Annotated in this window: 15 protein-coding genes; 11 read left to right on the top strand and 4 right to left on the bottom strand. The window is 63.4% G+C overall.

Annotation, left to right across the window (positions count from 1 at the left end):
- Positions 1-95 precede the first annotated feature (95 nt).
- From NCR37_RS20235 to NCR37_RS20225, 3 genes are all read left to right on the top strand, one after another.
- The gene (locus NCR37_RS20235; RefSeq protein ID WP_250474611.1) at positions 96-1,376 is read left to right on the top strand and encodes a hypothetical protein; all 1,281 of its coding nucleotides are present in this window, start codon (positions 96-98) and stop codon (positions 1,374-1,376) included.
- A gap of 205 nt (positions 1,377-1,581) precedes the next feature.
- Positions 1,582-2,706 (top strand): porin, encoded by a 1,125-nt coding sequence (locus tag NCR37_RS20230; RefSeq protein ID WP_250474610.1) that lies wholly within the window; start codon positions 1,582-1,584, stop codon positions 2,704-2,706.
- Positions 2,707-2,763: 57 nt separating this feature from the next.
- Positions 2,764-3,096 carry a DUF2322 family protein gene (locus NCR37_RS20225; protein ID WP_250474609.1) on the top strand — a complete coding sequence of 111 codons (333 nt, stop codon included), beginning with the start codon at positions 2,764-2,766 and terminating at the stop codon, positions 3,094-3,096.
- Between the two features lie 71 nt (positions 3,097-3,167).
- On the opposite strand, the gene kdgD is transcribed toward NCR37_RS20225, so the two are convergent.
- Positions 3,168-4,085, bottom strand: a complete 918-nt coding sequence (kdgD, locus tag NCR37_RS20220) for a 5-dehydro-4-deoxyglucarate dehydratase (RefSeq protein WP_250474608.1) — start codon at positions 4,083-4,085, stop codon at positions 3,168-3,170.
- A gap of 198 nt (positions 4,086-4,283) precedes the next feature.
- On the opposite strand from kdgD, the gene garD reads away from it, so the two are divergent.
- From garD to NCR37_RS20200, 4 genes are all read left to right on the top strand, one after another.
- Positions 4,284-5,873, top strand: a complete 1,590-nt coding sequence (garD, locus tag NCR37_RS20215; protein ID WP_250474607.1) for a galactarate dehydratase — start codon at positions 4,284-4,286, stop codon at positions 5,871-5,873.
- A gap of 183 nt (positions 5,874-6,056) precedes the next feature.
- Positions 6,057-6,914, top strand: coding sequence for an NmrA family NAD(P)-binding protein (locus NCR37_RS20210; RefSeq protein ID WP_250474606.1), 858 nt, complete (start codon positions 6,057-6,059; stop codon positions 6,912-6,914).
- A gap of 74 nt (positions 6,915-6,988) precedes the next feature.
- Positions 6,989-7,693, top strand: a complete 705-nt coding sequence (locus tag NCR37_RS20205; protein ID WP_250474605.1) for a glutathione S-transferase family protein — start codon at positions 6,989-6,991, stop codon at positions 7,691-7,693.
- Between the two features lie 15 nt (positions 7,694-7,708).
- Complete coding sequence (locus NCR37_RS20200) at positions 7,709-8,326, top strand: TetR/AcrR family transcriptional regulator (protein ID WP_250474604.1); 618 nt, start codon at positions 7,709-7,711, stop codon at positions 8,324-8,326.
- A gap of 2 nt (positions 8,327-8,328) precedes the next feature.
- Here the strand turns inward: NCR37_RS20200 and NCR37_RS20195 are convergent, their stop codons facing one another.
- On the bottom strand, positions 8,329-8,970 hold the full coding sequence (locus NCR37_RS20195; RefSeq protein WP_250474603.1) for a DUF1109 domain-containing protein: 642 nt from the start codon (positions 8,968-8,970) through the stop codon (positions 8,329-8,331).
- A complete protein-coding gene (locus NCR37_RS20190) occupies positions 8,957-9,526 on the bottom strand; it encodes a sigma-70 family RNA polymerase sigma factor (RefSeq protein WP_250474720.1) in 570 nt (189 codons plus the stop codon). Before NCR37_RS20190 ends, NCR37_RS20195 begins: the two co-directional genes overlap by 14 nt.
- Positions 9,527-9,866: 340 nt before the next feature.
- On the opposite strand from NCR37_RS20190, the gene NCR37_RS20185 reads away from it, so the two are divergent.
- The 4 genes from NCR37_RS20185 to NCR37_RS20170 all read left to right on the top strand — a co-directional run bounded on the left by NCR37_RS20185 (position 9,867) and on the right by NCR37_RS20170 (position 12,911).
- A complete protein-coding gene (locus NCR37_RS20185) occupies positions 9,867-10,496 on the top strand; it encodes a cytochrome b/b6 domain-containing protein (RefSeq protein WP_250474602.1) in 630 nt (209 codons plus the stop codon).
- 18 nt (positions 10,497-10,514) lie between these two features.
- A complete protein-coding gene (locus NCR37_RS20180) occupies positions 10,515-11,291 on the top strand; it encodes a molybdopterin-dependent oxidoreductase (protein WP_250474601.1) in 777 nt (258 codons plus the stop codon).
- A gap of 76 nt (positions 11,292-11,367) precedes the next feature.
- Entirely contained in the window at positions 11,368-11,598 is a 231-nt protein-coding gene (locus tag NCR37_RS20175) for a pentapeptide MXKDX repeat protein (RefSeq protein WP_250474600.1), read from the top strand.
- Positions 11,599-11,732: 134 nt separating this feature from the next.
- Positions 11,733-12,911, top strand: a complete 1,179-nt coding sequence (locus tag NCR37_RS20170) for an L-dopachrome tautomerase-related protein (RefSeq protein ID WP_250474599.1) — start codon at positions 11,733-11,735, stop codon at positions 12,909-12,911.
- 10 nt (positions 12,912-12,921) lie between these two features.
- On the opposite strand, the gene NCR37_RS20165 is transcribed toward NCR37_RS20170, so the two are convergent.
- A complete protein-coding gene (locus tag NCR37_RS20165; RefSeq protein WP_250474598.1) occupies positions 12,922-14,373 on the bottom strand; it encodes an efflux transporter outer membrane subunit in 1,452 nt (483 codons plus the stop codon).
- Positions 14,374-14,382 lie beyond the last annotated feature (9 nt).

Below are 14,382 nucleotides of genomic sequence, written 5' to 3'. Positions count from 1 at the left end.
AAGAGGGCGCAGTTCGGTCGCAACGGGGGCAGCAGGGGCTGCCAGCCGTCGGTAATAAAGAAGTTACTCAAAACTCAAACCACGAGGCTATAAAAATGAAAGTCAAGGCAATCATCATCGCTATGGGTCTGGCAACGCTGGCTTCCACGTCGGCTTTGGCAGCCGGCTCCTCGACGAGCGAATCGGCTACCGTTTCGCAATTCGGCAACGCGAATCAGGCGACGGTCGATCAACAATCGTCGATCGGCGACCGCGTGAACGTGCTGCAAACCGCGGATGGCGCCGCTGCCAGCGTCACCTCGAAGGATGGCGGCTACAACACCACGAACATCACGCAAAACGGCGTGTCGTCGCGCAGCGGCGGTTCGAACCTGAAGGCGACGGTCACGCAAGACCGCGCGTTTGCCGAGCGCACGAGCATCACCCAGACGGGTAGCAACTCGTCGGCGAACGTGGCTCAGACGACGTCGTCTTTCGATAACGACAGCATCCGCCAGAACGGCTCGAACAACGCCGCGAAGATCACGCAGACGAATGCGCAGGGCAACACGGTCAACATCGATCAAGGCCAGAACCTCGGCAAGCTCGACGGCGGCAGCGCGACCGTTACGCAGACGTCGACGTTCGGCAACAACGTGCAAGTGTCGCAAGACCGTGATCACGGTATCGCAAACGTCGAAACCACCGGCGGCGGTCTGAACAAGACGACGATCACGCAGACGGGCGGCGGCACCGACGCGTATGTCGGCCAGACGAACGAACTCGGCGATACGGTGTCGATCAAGCAAAACGGCTCGGAGATCGCGAAGGTCTTCTCGTCGAACGGCGGCGGCAACAAGACGAGCATCGACCAGAGCGGCGCGTTCGCACCGAACTTCGCGCAAGTGAATCAGGGCAATGCCGTCAATGAAACGACGACGATCGTCCAGAGCGGCGCGCTCTACAACAAGACGTACGTGAACCAGTACAACGAGTCGAACGACACCACGTCGGTGACGCAATACGGCAGCACCAACGAAGCGATCGCCACGCAACAGGGCGGCCGCAACAACGTTCTGGCCTCGGTGCAATCGGGCACGAACAACAACGCGACCCTGACGCAGCAAGCCGCTATCGAATCGACGCTGTTGTCGGCGCAATACGGCGACTTCAACGTGGCGACCGCCACGCAGTCGGGCAAGAACGAAGAGCTTCTGCTGTCGCAGAACGGCATCGGCAACAGCGCGACGGCTTCGCAAAGCGGCTCGGGCAACACGGGCGTGATCACGCAGATCGGCTATGCGAACACGGGCTCGGTCGCGCAAGCCGGCTCCGGCAACAGCGCGGTGCTGACGCAAGCCGGCTCGAAGAACACGGCGACCATCTCGCAGCGTTGAGCATCGGCTGATACTGTAGACGCGGCTTCATCTTGACGGGCGGTGCGCGGCTTTCGGGCCGCGCCCGCCCGTTTTTTTCTTTTTAATGCACGCACCGAAGTCGACGCGCATCGCACGGGCCGCTTCTGCGATGTTCACGAGATAGTGCTATGTTCGTGCCGAACGAAAATCAGCGTTGGCGAACGCCACGGACATGGAGCGGCACATGAGGAAAGACACGACAATCAGACTTTGCAAAGCGGCCGGCCTTCTTCTATTCACGTCCACCGCCTGCGCGCAATCCAGCGTCACCTTATACGGCCGGCTCGACGGCGGCATCGAATATTTGAATCACGTCGCGAACGGCGCGGGCGGCAATGCCACGCGATGGAGCGCGGAAGGCGGCGACTGGGGCACGAGCATGTTCGGTCTCAAAGGTGTCGAAGACCTGGGTGGCGGCATGAGCGCCGTCTTCGACCTGGAGACCGCGCTGCAGATCATGAACGGCAGAACGGGCGGCGACCGCATGTTCTCGCGGCGCGCCTATGTGGGCATCAATTCGAAAACCTGGGGCCAGATTCAGGCGGGCCGCAATCTTTTCATCGACAGCGACGGCGTCTGGGAATTCGATCCGATGGTGCAGGAAGCGGTGTCCTCGGCATCGCTCGTGCGCGGACGCAACTGGCAGCAGACAAGCAATAACGTCGAATACCATAGCCCCGTGTTTCATGGCTTCGATGTTCAGGGCCAGTATGCGTTCGGCAATCAACCCGGTGCATTCAACAGCGGCGCACCGGGTGAGTTCGGCCGTTCCGAAGGCATCATGCTCACCTATCATACGCCGCTTCTCGATGTGCGCGGCATCTACGACGAGTTGCGCGACCAGAACGGGCGCTTGAGCAATATCTTCGCGTCGTCGCGGGAATACTTCGTCGGCGCGAACCTGAAGGTCGACAAGTTCAAGATTCAGGCTGCCTATACGCACTACGCGGCGCCCGATACGCCAGCAGGTATCGCCGATAGCGCGGACCACTACTGGCTCGGCGCGACCTATCAGGCGACGCCGCAATGGGCCGTCACGGCAGCGGGTTTCTATGTTCATGTAGGCGAGGGCGCGGGCGACGCCTCGCACGATCCCGCGAGTCACGCCATGCTCTATTCGCTCGGCACCACCTACAACTTCACGAAGCGCACGTTCGTCTACGGCACCGTGGCTTATGTGCGCAACAGCGCGAACGGGACGTTCTCCGTATTCGCGACGCCCCGCAACTCGGACGCCAGCACGAGCACGAGCCCGCTCGCCGGAGAATCGCAGACCGGTGCATATGTCGGCCTCATGCACGTCTTCTGATGCGTGAATCGATTAAGATACTCCGCCTCATTCACCGACCATGACGGAGCCTCTTTCGTGATTCAGCCGAGCAGCGTATTCAAGGACAACCTGGCGCAACTGCCTTCGATCGAAGGCATCGAGCGCATCGATCTGATCGATGCGAAGGGCGATGTCGTCGCGAGCATCGAAAACAAGCCGGGTAAACAAGGCTCGCTTGCTGTCTATCACTACCTGAAACAGACATTCGGCACGCTGAACGCGCAAGCCGCCGAGCACGGGTTGCTCGTATTCGCGGAACATACGGCGGACGCGCGCAATCGTCCGGGGGCGCATCCCAATGTGGATCGCCTGCTCGAGATCGCTGCGGGCGGCGATGCAGTCGAGCTGCGCGTGGTCGCGGCTTCTTGAGCGCCAGTTGAAACGCCCCGAGCGCCGCATCAAGTCCGGCGCTCGGGGCGTGTTTTCGAGGCGAACGTGCGTTACTGCGCGCCGAGCTTCTTGATCAATGCATCGAGCTGGCTCATTTCTTCATCGGTCAGATCCGTGAGCGGCGCGCGCACCGGACCGGCATCGTGTCCGACGAGCTTCGCGCCAGCCTTCACGATACTCACGGCATAGCCCGGACGACGATTGCGAATGGCCAGATACGGCAGGAAGAATTCGTCGATCAGCTTACCGGTGGTCTCGTGGTCGTTGGCCGCGATGGCGCGGTAGAAGTCCATCGCCGTCTTCGGAATGAAGTTGAACACCGCCGACGAGTACACCGGCACGCCCAGCGCCTTGTACGCCGCCGCGTAGACTTCCGCGGTCGGCAGGCCGCCGAGGTACGAGAAGCGGTCGCCGAGACGGCGGCGAATCGTCACCATCGCTTCGATCTCGCCGACACCGTCCTTGAAGCCGATGAGGTTCGGGCAGCGGTCCGCGAGACGCTCCAGCATATCGGCGTTGAGCTTCGAATTCGCGCGGTTATAGATGATGACGCCCAGGTTCGGCACGGCCTTGCACACCTGTTCGGCGTGCGCCGCGATGCCTTCCTGCGAGGCTTCCGTCAGATAGTGCGGCATCAGCAGAATGCCTTGCGCGCCGTTCTTCTCCGCTTCCTGCGCGAAGGCGATGGCCGTGCGCGTCGGGCCGCCCGCGCCCGCGAGAATCGGCACCTTGCCTTTGCAGACCTCGGTGGCCGTGCGCACGATCTGCGAATATTCAGGCTGCGTCAGCGAGAAGAACTCGCCCGTGCCGCCCGCGACGAACAGCGCGGACGCACCGTACGGCGCGAGCCATTCGAGACGTTCCGCATACGTATCGGCGCGAAAGTTGCCTTGCGCGTCGAAGTCGGTCACGGGGAAAGAGAGCAGGCCCTCGGATACGATTTGCTTGAGTTCTTGCGGTGTCGTCATGATCTATGTCTCGTTTGGCAGCGTCCGGCGAATGCAGCGCTTATAGGTCATCGTACAACACGACCGTGCTTGCGGCAACTGATGCGCGGCATAGCGGCGAATTTTTCGGGTAAACACCGAGCCGGACACGATCGAGATGTTGTAGGATGACATAACTCCACGACGGCGCGGGCCGTCATGCACCAGGGATTGTCGAGAATGAATCAGCCGCCGCTTTATATTCGCGTGCACCCGGATGACAACGTCGCGATCGTCGTGAACGACGGAGGCCTCGGCGAAGGCGCGACGTTTGCCGATGGGCTCGTGCTGCGCGAACGGGTGCCGCAAGGTCACAAGGTGGCCCTCACCGATCTCGCGGAAGGCGATGCCGTGATCCGCTACAACGTGGTCATCGGCTATGCGCTGAAGGACCTGCCCAAAGGTAGTTGGATCAACGAGCACGTGTTGCGCATGCCGACGCCGCCCGAGCTCGACGATCTGCCCATCGCGACCATCAAGGCGCCCGATACCTCGCCGCTCGAAGGCTTCACGTTCGAGGGGTATCGCAATGCGGACGGCACCGTGGGCACGCGCAACATCCTCGCGATCACGACCACCGTGCAGTGCGTGGCGGATGTCGTGCAGCACGCGGTCGATCGCATCAAGGCGGAACTGCTGCCGCGCTACCCGAATGTCGATGATGTCGTGAGCCTCGGCCACTCGTACGGCTGCGGCGTCGCGATCGAAGCGCCGGACGCGATGGTGCCTATCCGCACCGTGCGCAACATCGCGCTGAACCCGAACTTCGGCGGCGAAGTGATGATGGTGAGCCTTGGCTGCGAAAAGCTCCAGCCCGAACGCCTGATGCCGCCCGGCACGATTCCGATCGCGGCCGCCGCGCTCGACGACGCCATTGCCGATATCGGCGACATGGAAAGCGAGGCGAACGGTGGCGCGGTCGTGCTGCAGGACGAGGGACACGTCGGCTTCCAGTCGATGATCGATTCCATCATGCTCATGGCCGAAACGCACCTGAAGCGGCTCAACAATCGCCGCCGCGAGACGTGTCAGGCATCCGATCTGGTCGTCGGCGTGCAATGCGGCGGCAGCGATGCGTTCTCCGGTCTCACGGCGAACCCGGCGGTCGGCTTCGCGACGGACCTGCTCGTGCGCGCGGGCGCGACCGTGATGTTCTCGGAAGTGACCGAAGTGCGCGACGGCGTCGCGCAACTCACGGCGCGCGCCGCGAACGGCGAAGTGGCCGCGGCCATCATCCGCGAGATGAAGTGGTACGACGATTATTTGAAGCGCGGCGGCGCGGACCGCAGCGCGAACACGACGCCCGGCAACAAGAAGGGCGGGCTGTCGAACATCGTCGAGAAGGCGATGGGGTCTATCGTCAAGTCGGGCAGCTCCACCATTTCGGGCGTGCTGTCGCCGGGCGAGAAGGTCAAGCAGAAGGGCTTGATCTACGCGGCGACGCCCGCGAGCGACTTCATCTGCGGCACGCTGCAACTGGCCGCGGGTATCAATCTGCATGTCTTCACCACAGGGCGCGGCACGCCGTACAGTCTCGCGGAAGTGCCGGTTATCAAGGTCGCGACGCGCTCGGATCTCGCGCGCCGCTGGCATGACCTGATGGACGTGAATGCCGGGACGATCGCCACGGGTGAGGCGAGCATCGCGGACGTGGGCTGGGAACTGTTCCGTCTGATGCTCGATGTTGCGAGCGGGCGCAAGCAAACGCGCGCCGAGAAGCTCAAGCTGCACAACGCGCTCGTGCTGTTCAATCCGGCGCCGGTGACCTGAAGCACGCGTCGTCCTCTTGGTGTCGAAGCCCCGTTCGCGGCCCTCTCGCGAGCGGGGCTTTTTCATTCGTGCTGCCGCGTTATCAATGTAATGACGCGGACGGCATTTCACCAGCGCGGGCCGCCGCCTACCATGCGAGTCGTCGAAGCAAGACATCAACCGATTCGCAAGGAGAAAGCAAACATGTACGCCATCACGGGTATCAGCGGACAAGTGGGCGGCGCGCTCGCCGATGCGCTGCTGCAAGCGGGACAGAGCGTTCGCGCGGTCGTGCGCGACGCGAAAAAGGGCGAGCGCTGGGCGGCGCGTGGCTGCGAGGTCGCGAACGCGCGCATGAACGATGCGAACGCGCTGGCGCAGGCGTTCGAAGGCGCGCATGGCGTGTTCATTCTGCTGCCGCCGCAGTTCGATCCGTCGCCCGGCTTTCCGGAAACGCGCGAAGTCATTGAAGTCATCGTCTCGGCGGTGCAGCGTGCAAAGACGCGCAAGATCGTGTGCCTGTCGACCATCGGCGCCCAGGCGCAGGAAACGAATCTGCTCACGCAGCACACGTTGCTGCAAGACGCGCTCATCGCGCAGCCGATACCCGTGACCTTCCTGCGCCCCGGCTGGTTCATGGAGAACAGCGCATGGGACGTACAATCGGCCCGCGAAGAAGGTGTCGTCCACTCGTTCCTGCAACCGCTGGATCGCGCGATTCCGATGGTTGCCACCGAAGACGTCGGCAGAACCGCCGCGCGGTTGCTTCAGGACGAATCGCACGGCACGCGGGTCGTCGAACTCGAAGGCCCGCAACGCGTCAGCCCGTGCGATATCGCTGCGGCGTTCTCTGCCGTGCTCGGCAAGCCGGTCGCCGCGCAAGCCGTGCCGCGTGAGAGTTGGCGCGACATGTTCGAGCAGCAAGGCATGAGAAATCCGATGCCGCGCATCCGCATGCTCGACGGCTTCAATGAAGGATGGATCGACTTTGAAGGAGCTGGCGAAGATATCGTGAAGGGTGAAGTCAGTATCGAGTCGGTCGTGCGAAAGCTCTGCGCTTAAGAGAAGCAGGCGTCATTGCGCGTTTTGGAGCGAGCGATCTAAAATGATCGCCTGCCAAACCGGAGCGCGCTCGCATGATCCACTTCTACTTCCATCCCACGCCCAACCCCGCAAAAGTCGCGCTGTTTCTCGAAGAAGCGGGCGTGCCTTATGAACTGAAGCCAGTAGATACCAGCAAAGGCGAGCAGCATACGCCCGCATTCCGCGCGATCAACCCGAACGGCAAGGTGCCCGCCATCGTCGATACGGAAGGCCCGGGCGGCAAGGAAGCCGTGGTGTTCGATTCGACCGCCATCCTTCTCTATCTCGCGGAAAAGACCGGCCAGTTTCTCGGCACGCGGGAAGACCGCCCGCAGCTTCTGTCGTGGCTCATGTTCATCGCCACGGGCCTTGGGCCGTTCTCCGGGCAAGCCGTGCACTTTCAGCATGCGGCGCCCGAAGGTCTCGACTATGCGGTGAACCGTTATCGGCGCGAAGCGGACCGGCACTATCAGGTCCTGAATGATCGGCTCGCAGGTCGCGAGTACATCGTCGGCGATAGCTTCACCATTGCCGACATGTCCGCGTGGGGCTGGATCGACCGGGCATCGCGTGTGTTCAAGACGACCGAGGCGCCGCTGGCCGCGTATCCCGAGTTGCAGCGTTGGTTCGCCGCCATCGACGCACGCCCTGCCGTTGCGCGCGCTCGCGCATTGAACAAGCAGCACGCGTTCAAGATGGTCAACGACGAAGAGACGCGCCGCGCGTTGTTCCCGTCGAACTATCCGAAGACGGCGTGAAGGAGAAGCTCGATCATGCCGCGTCCGCGTGAATTTGACGAGGAAGCCGCGCTCGATGCGGCCACCGCGCAATTCTGGTCGCGGGGATATGAAGCGACTTCCGTGCGCGATCTCGCGGCAACGATGGGCCTCACGGCGGCTAGCCTTTACAACGCTTTCGGCGACAAGCGCGCGCTCTTCGAACGCGCGCTGAAACGCTATGTGGAGCACGGTTTTCGCGACCGCGTGCGGCGCTTCGAGCATCGTCTGCCGCCGCGCGATGCGATTCTCGCGTTCTTCGACGAGATCATCGAACTGTCGGTGCGCGATCCGCATCGCAAGGGCTGTCTCGTTGTTAATTCGGCGCTCGAACTCGCGCCGCACGACCGTCAGATTCATCGCGCGTTGAGCGCGGTGCTCAAGGAGATCGAAGGCTTTTTCACGCGCTGCGTGCGCGCGGGACAGGACGACGGGACCATAGCGGCGACCTTATCGGCCGACGATATCGCCAAGGCTTTGCTCGCTTCGCTCATGGGCTTGCGCGTGCTGGCGCGGGTCAACCCGCGGCGCGAGTTGCTCGAAGGCGCGGCGCGCCCGGTGCTCGCCATGCTGGGCGCAACCAAGAGCCGCGCGAGAGTCCGCCGCGCGAGCTAGCGCTACCAGCGCAGCACGCGCGGCCCGAGCCATGCGCCGATGCCGGCCGGCAACAGCATGCCGATGGCATACCAGAGGCTCCAGAACGCGGGGCTCATCTCCGGACAGTGCAGGCAATAGGCGATGGTCGCGAGCGCGCTCGACAGCAGGCCGGCCACCGCGCCCGCCATGCGCAAATCAGTGGGCGCGAGACTTCTTGCGGCAAGCAGCGCGGCGGGAAACGTGGGCACGGAGAGCAGCACGATATTGAACGGACACGTGCGCCACGACTGCCCGAGCACGAGCGGCAGGCGTTCAGCGGGCGTCGCCTGCCCAAGCACGAGCGCGCCCGCCAGCCACACAGCGATAAAAGGCAGCACGATGATCGGCCACGCGTAACCGCCGCGCGCGCCGGGGCGACCCAGCCGCATCACGGCGATCAGCGCGCCGACCGCTACGCATAGCGGGAACGCGACCTTGGCCCAGAACAGGGCCGTCTGCGCGACGCTCGCCAGATCGCGGCGCAGTCCGTAGACCACGAACATCAAGAGCACCGAGCCGACGAAACCGAGCGGCAGCGCCTGCGCGAAACGGCGGGCGACGGCCGCGCGATCGACGCGCGCATCGCCGGCGGCGAGCAGATCGATCAGATCATCGGTTCGCATCGGATTCCTCGCTTCTAAAGCCGCGAATGCGTGCGGCGAGCGCCTTGAGTCCGCGATGCACGCCCACCTTCACGGCGGATTCCGAAAGCCCCGTGAGCTGTGCGGTCTGCGCGACCGACAACCCTTCCAGCTTGACGTGAACGATCGGCAGCCGCTGCTTGTCCGGCAGCTGCTGCAAGAGCTTGCCTAGGTCGTGGCGAGCTTGAGCGGGTTCGTCGTCGGTGACGGCGAAGAGATCGTCGTGATCGTCGAGGGGATCGTTGAGCGACTCGTGACGCGATCGCGCGCGAAAGAAGTCCATCAGCTTATAGCGCGCAATGGCATGAATCCATGCAGTAAGCGGTTCTTCCATGCGGTAGGTGTGACGTGCGTTGTGCACCGCCAGCAAGATCTCCTGCACGAGGTCTTCCACGTCATCGCGATGCTGAGGAATGCGCTTGCGCAAATAGCCGCGCAGATGCCGCGTCAGCGTCTGCAGAAAACCGCGATAGGCGTTCTGGTCGCCTTCGAGGCCGGAGCTAAGGAGCGTCTTCAGGCGATGTTCCGCGTCATGCAAGGCGAGTCCCGTGAAGGCAAGGCGACGGAAGGACGATGCGAGCGAACGCGGCGCGATGCAAACAGCAAGCGCGGCGTAAGCCCGACCGCATTTTAGATCGAGCGTTTCAGAATAGCCGAAGCCACGGCGAGCGGCAATGCCGGCTGCCTTTGCGCCAATCGTCTTCATCGTATGCGTTGCTGGGAGCGGGTCGTTGCTTGCGTACGTTAGTTCGCTTGCGAAGCGCGCGCGGTTACAGCGCAACGTGAAACTTGCATCGAAAAATTTTCCCGACACGCCCTGTAACCGGGCCGACGCGGCGAGCGAATTCACGAGTACATCACCCTTATCGGCAACGATCATGGACACGACACTCGACGCCCCGCCCGACAGCCTGCAACGCAAGCATCCGGTTCATCCGCTGTGGCTGCGCATCACGCACTGGCTCAACGCCGTGGCCGCGCTCATCATGATGTTCTCGGGCTGGCGCATCTACGACGCGTCGCCGGTCTTCGCGCGCATCGTCATTCCGCCTTCCATCACGCTCGGCGGCTGGCTCGGCGGCGCGCTCCAGTGGCACTTCGCCGCAATGTGGCTGCTCGTCTTCAACGGACTCGTCTATCTCGCGCTGAACGTCGCGAGCGGACGCTTCTTCTCGAAGTTCTTTCCGTTATCGCCTCGCGCGGTCGTGCATGACCTCGTTGCGGCGATGCGCGGCAAGCTCTCGCACGAGAATCCGCGCGAGTACAACGCGGTGCAGAAGCTCGCGTACCTCGTGGTCGTGCTCGATCTCATCGTGCTCGTGCTGTCCGGTCTTGCGATCTGGAAGTCCGTGCAGTTTCCGTTGCTGCGTGAACTGATGGGCGGCTACGACAACGCGCGCGTCGTTCACTTTTGTGCGATGGCGGTCATGGCGGCGTTCGTGGTCGTGCACGTCGTGATGGTCGCGCTCGTGCCGCGCTCGCTGCTTAGCATGCTGCGCGGTCGTTGAACGAAGGGAGCCCACGCCATGAACACTCAACGTAAAAAGATCGCCACGCTCGACCGCGCATCCGTGCTCGCCGATGCCACGCGCGAACTCGCCATGCCGTCGCGACGCCTCTTCGGCAAGCGCATGCTCACGCTCGGCGGGCTATCGCTGTTGACCGGTTGCTCGATCACCGACGAAGACTCCGTCAACACGTTTCTGGGCGCCGTCTCGCGCCTGAACGATCGCGTGCAGGCGTTGCTGTTCGATCCGACGCGTCTCGCGCCCACGTACAGCGAGGCGCAGATCACGCGGCCTTTCCCGTTCAATGCGTACTACGGCATCGACGACGTGCCTCATGTGCATGGCGCGGACTACCGGCTGAAGGTGAGTGGTCTCGTGACGGGCCAGCGCGTCTGGACGCTGCCGGAACTCTACGCGTTGCCTCATGCCGAGCAGATCACGCGGCATATCTGCGTGGAAGGCTGGAGCGCGATAGGGCGCTGGGGTGGCACGCCGTTCCGCGAGTTTCTGCGGCGCGTCGGCGCGGATACGACTGCGAAGTACGTCGGCTTTCGCTGCGCCGATGACTATTACGAAAGCATCGACATGCCCACCGCGCTTCATCCGCAGACGCTGCTCACGTTCGAGTATGACGGCGAGCGCTTGCCCGCGAAATACGGCTATCCGATGAAGCTGCGCATGCCGACGAAGCTCGGCTACAAGAACCCGAAGCATATCGTCGAAATCTTCGTCACCAACACGTATCCCGGCGGCTATTGGGTCGACCAGGGCTACAACTGGTTCGGCGGTTCATGACCGCCGTGCTTTCGAATCCGGCCCGGCCGGAGCAGTTTCTCAACGCAGGTCCGCAGGTCCAATAAGGAGAAGTGAAATGAAACGAGTGATGACGGTAGTGTTCGCGGCGGCATTGGCAATCGGCGCATCGGCGGCTCACGCGCAGGCGAGCGGCGCGATGTCCAACGATGCGATGTCGCACGATTCGATGAGCAAGGACGCCATGTCGCACGACAGCATGAAGAAAGACTCGATGAGCAAGGACAAGATGAAGAAGCACGACTCGATGAGCAAGGAGCATCCTGCGTCCGGTGCCATGTCGCAGTAAGCCAGGCATTGAAGCTGGCCTGCGACGAGCACGCCAGCTTGACAGGCGTTTGCCGCGTACCTAGCATCAGTGAACCACCGTTTCTTAATCGCTTACAAACCATAAGCGAGGAGCGGAAACACGAGGGATGCGCAATGAGTCACAACGATTCCCGGCAGCGCATGCGGCGGCACGTTCTTGCATCTTTGTGTGCGGGCCTGGCCGGTGTCCTGAGCGTTGGTCTGCCCGCCAGCGAAGCGGCCGAAAGCGAACAGCGCCTCGAAACCGTGGCCACGTTCGGCGATGACTTCAGGCTCGTCGGAATCGGCGTCTCGCGGCAGGGGCGGGTGTTCGCCACGGCGCCGGCCTCCGTCAAACGGTCGCGCTACAGCATGGTCGAAGTCGATACGAAGACCGGCGCGCTGATGCCCTTTCCCGACGAGAGCTGGAACGTCTATAAGTCCGACGACGATGGCTCGAATCAATGGGTTTCAGTGCAGGCGTTGTGGGTCGATGAGCGCGACCATCTGTGGGCGCTGGACTCATCGCTCGCGTCCGTCGATCAGACGCGTCAGCCGCCGAAGCTGATCGAGTTAGACCTTGCCACGCGCAAGATCGTGCGCCGGTTCGACTACGGCAAGAGCGTCACGCAGAAAGACTCGCTGAACGATATCCGTATAGATCATAAGCACGGCTACGCATTCATTAGCAATGCGGGCAATCAGGGCGGCGTGGTCGTGACAAACCTCGAAAGCGGCGAATCGCGGCTCGTGCTGGCGGGCGACCGGTCGAGCGTCGCCGATCCGAACCAGCATCTGATGTTCGGCGATCGCATTGCACGCAAGCTGGATGGCGGCGTGCTCGTGCTGCAAACCGATGGCATCGCGCTGTCGCCGGATCGCGAGTGGCTGTATTACCGGCCGTTGACGGACCATCACTACTGGCGCGTGCCGACGGCCGCGCTCATCGATGCATCGCTCTCCGCGCAAGACCTCTCAGAGCGCGTGCAGTATCTCGGCGATGGCGCAGAGACGGGCGGACTCATCATGAGCGGCGCGGGCGTGCTGTACGGCGGCGATCTGGAGAACCGCACCGTCGTTGCGTTCGATGTCGTCGAGCGTGACGGCAAGCCGGCGCTCGCGCAGAAGACCTTCGTCGGCAAGCATCCGCAGCTTTCATGGGCCGACGGCTTTGCCATTGCGAACGGATACCTGTATATCGCGGACTCGCATCTGCACGAGTTGAACTTTTCGAACGGTTATCCTCGCGAAGGCAAGCTCGCAATCTTTCGAGCGCGCTTGCCGAAGCAGCCGGCGGACGGTCTGGCCGGATAAGCTCGGGCAACTACTTGCGCTGCGCGTTCGCCAGGTCTTCATCGCGTTCCCAGCCGCCGCCGAGCGCAAGGAACAGGTTCACCTGATCTTGCGCGACCTGGCTTTCCGCCGCCGCCACCTGCGCGGCGACGCTCGTCAGCGTGCGCGTGGCATCCAGGTCCGCGACGAACGACTCGCGCCCGGCCGTGTACAGCCGATGCGTTTCGTCCGCCGATTCCACCGCCGACCGGTACGCGGTGCGCAGATTGTCGGCGCGCGTCGCATCCGACGCATACGTTGCAAGACTGCTTTGCGTTTCGCGCAGCGCGTTGAGCACCACGCCATCGAAGTGGGCGAGCGCGCCGCCGGATGCCGCTTCGGCCTGCACTACGCGGGCGCGTTGCCCGTTGATCGGAAAGCTCCAGTTGATGAGCGGCCCGAACGCCCAGCGATTCGTCGTCGCGCCGAGCAAGTCCTCCGCGACGCCCACCGAACCGACCGACGCGCCGAAGCTCACTGATGGATACAGCGCCGCAGTCGCCACGCCGATGCGGGCGGTCGACGCCGCCAGTTGCCGCTCGGCTTGCCGCACATCGGGACGGCGCTTCAGGAGCGACGCGCCGTCGCCGACAGGGATCGGCTCGCGCAGCTTCGGCAGCTTGCTGCACGCGAGCGCGGCGGGCGGCAACGCGGACGGCGCGCGTGCAAGCAGCATCGCGAGCCGATACTGCGCCACGCGGCGGCGCGCTACGAAGCGCGGAATGTCGGCCGCGAGCGTCTCGGATTGCGTCTGGCCGCGCGTGACTTCGGATTGATTGCTGCGGCCCGCTTCGCGCAGGCGCTGCGTGAGCCGCACGCGTTCCCTCTGGAGTGCTAACGACTTCTGCGCGATGCGCAGTTCTTCCGCCGCCGAGCAGGATTCGACATACGCGCGCACGACGTCGGCCACGACCGTGATGCGCGCGAGATCGACCGCGGCTTCGACGGCTTCGTCGTCGGCGCGGGCGGCTTCCACGCCGCGCTTCAGCTTGCCGAAGAGATCGAATTCATACGACACGCTCAGTTCGAGCGCGCCTTCGTTCACGACCGGCAGTTTCTCGGTCAACAAGTACTGTTCCGCCGATTCCTGCGCCCGCTGAAACGCGACGGAGCTGCGGCTCGAAAAGCCGCCTTGCCGGTTCGCGAATTCGACTTCGGCACGCGAACGCGCGAGGTTCGCGGCAGCGACGCGGATGTCCGCGTTCGAAATCAACGCTTCGCTCACGAGCTCGTCGAGCGCGGGATCGTCGTAGAGACGCCACCATTTCGAAGGCGCCGTGCCTTGCGTAACGGGCGCCTGATCCGCGCCGTCGATGGGCGCGTTTGCATACGGCGCATTGACCGCTGCGCCTCCGGGCAGCTTGTAGTCCGGGCCGACCGTCATGCAGCCGCCGAGCACGAGCATCGACGCGATCAGCGTCAGGCCGAGGCGCGGGCTTCTCATGCGTGCTGT

This window comes from Caballeronia sp. GAFFF1 (genome assembly GCF_023630705.1).
Taxonomy (GTDB): Bacteria; Pseudomonadota; Gammaproteobacteria; order Burkholderiales; family Burkholderiaceae; genus Caballeronia.
Note: the sequence above shows the minus strand (reverse complement) of the source record. Positions and strands in the feature narration are given on the sequence as shown.

Coding starts and splice junctions, on each gene's coding strand:
- NCR37_RS20235 (WP_250474611.1), top strand. CDS start 96: ATGAAAGTCAAGGCAATCATCATCGCTATGGGTCTGGCAACGCTGGCT.
- NCR37_RS20230 (WP_250474610.1), top strand. CDS start 1,582: ATGAGGAAAGACACGACAATCAGACTTTGCAAAGCGGCCGGCCTTCTT.
- kdgD (WP_250474608.1), bottom strand. CDS start 4,085: ATGACGACACCGCAAGAACTCAAGCAAATCGTATCCGAGGGCCTGCTC.
- garD (WP_250474607.1), top strand. CDS start 4,284: ATGAATCAGCCGCCGCTTTATATTCGCGTGCACCCGGATGACAACGTC.
- NCR37_RS20210 (WP_250474606.1), top strand. CDS start 6,057: ATGTACGCCATCACGGGTATCAGCGGACAAGTGGGCGGCGCGCTCGCC.
- NCR37_RS20205 (WP_250474605.1), top strand. CDS start 6,989: ATGATCCACTTCTACTTCCATCCCACGCCCAACCCCGCAAAAGTCGCG.
- NCR37_RS20200 (WP_250474604.1), top strand. CDS start 7,709: ATGCCGCGTCCGCGTGAATTTGACGAGGAAGCCGCGCTCGATGCGGCC.
- NCR37_RS20195 (WP_250474603.1), bottom strand. CDS start 8,970: ATGCGAACCGATGATCTGATCGATCTGCTCGCCGCCGGCGATGCGCGC.
- NCR37_RS20185 (WP_250474602.1), top strand. CDS start 9,867: ATGGACACGACACTCGACGCCCCGCCCGACAGCCTGCAACGCAAGCAT.
- NCR37_RS20180 (WP_250474601.1), top strand. CDS start 10,515: ATGAACACTCAACGTAAAAAGATCGCCACGCTCGACCGCGCATCCGTG.
- NCR37_RS20175 (WP_250474600.1), top strand. CDS start 11,368: ATGAAACGAGTGATGACGGTAGTGTTCGCGGCGGCATTGGCAATCGGC.
- NCR37_RS20170 (WP_250474599.1), top strand. CDS start 11,733: ATGAGTCACAACGATTCCCGGCAGCGCATGCGGCGGCACGTTCTTGCA.
- NCR37_RS20165 (WP_250474598.1), bottom strand. CDS start 14,373: ATGAGAAGCCCGCGCCTCGGCCTGACGCTGATCGCGTCGATGCTCGTG.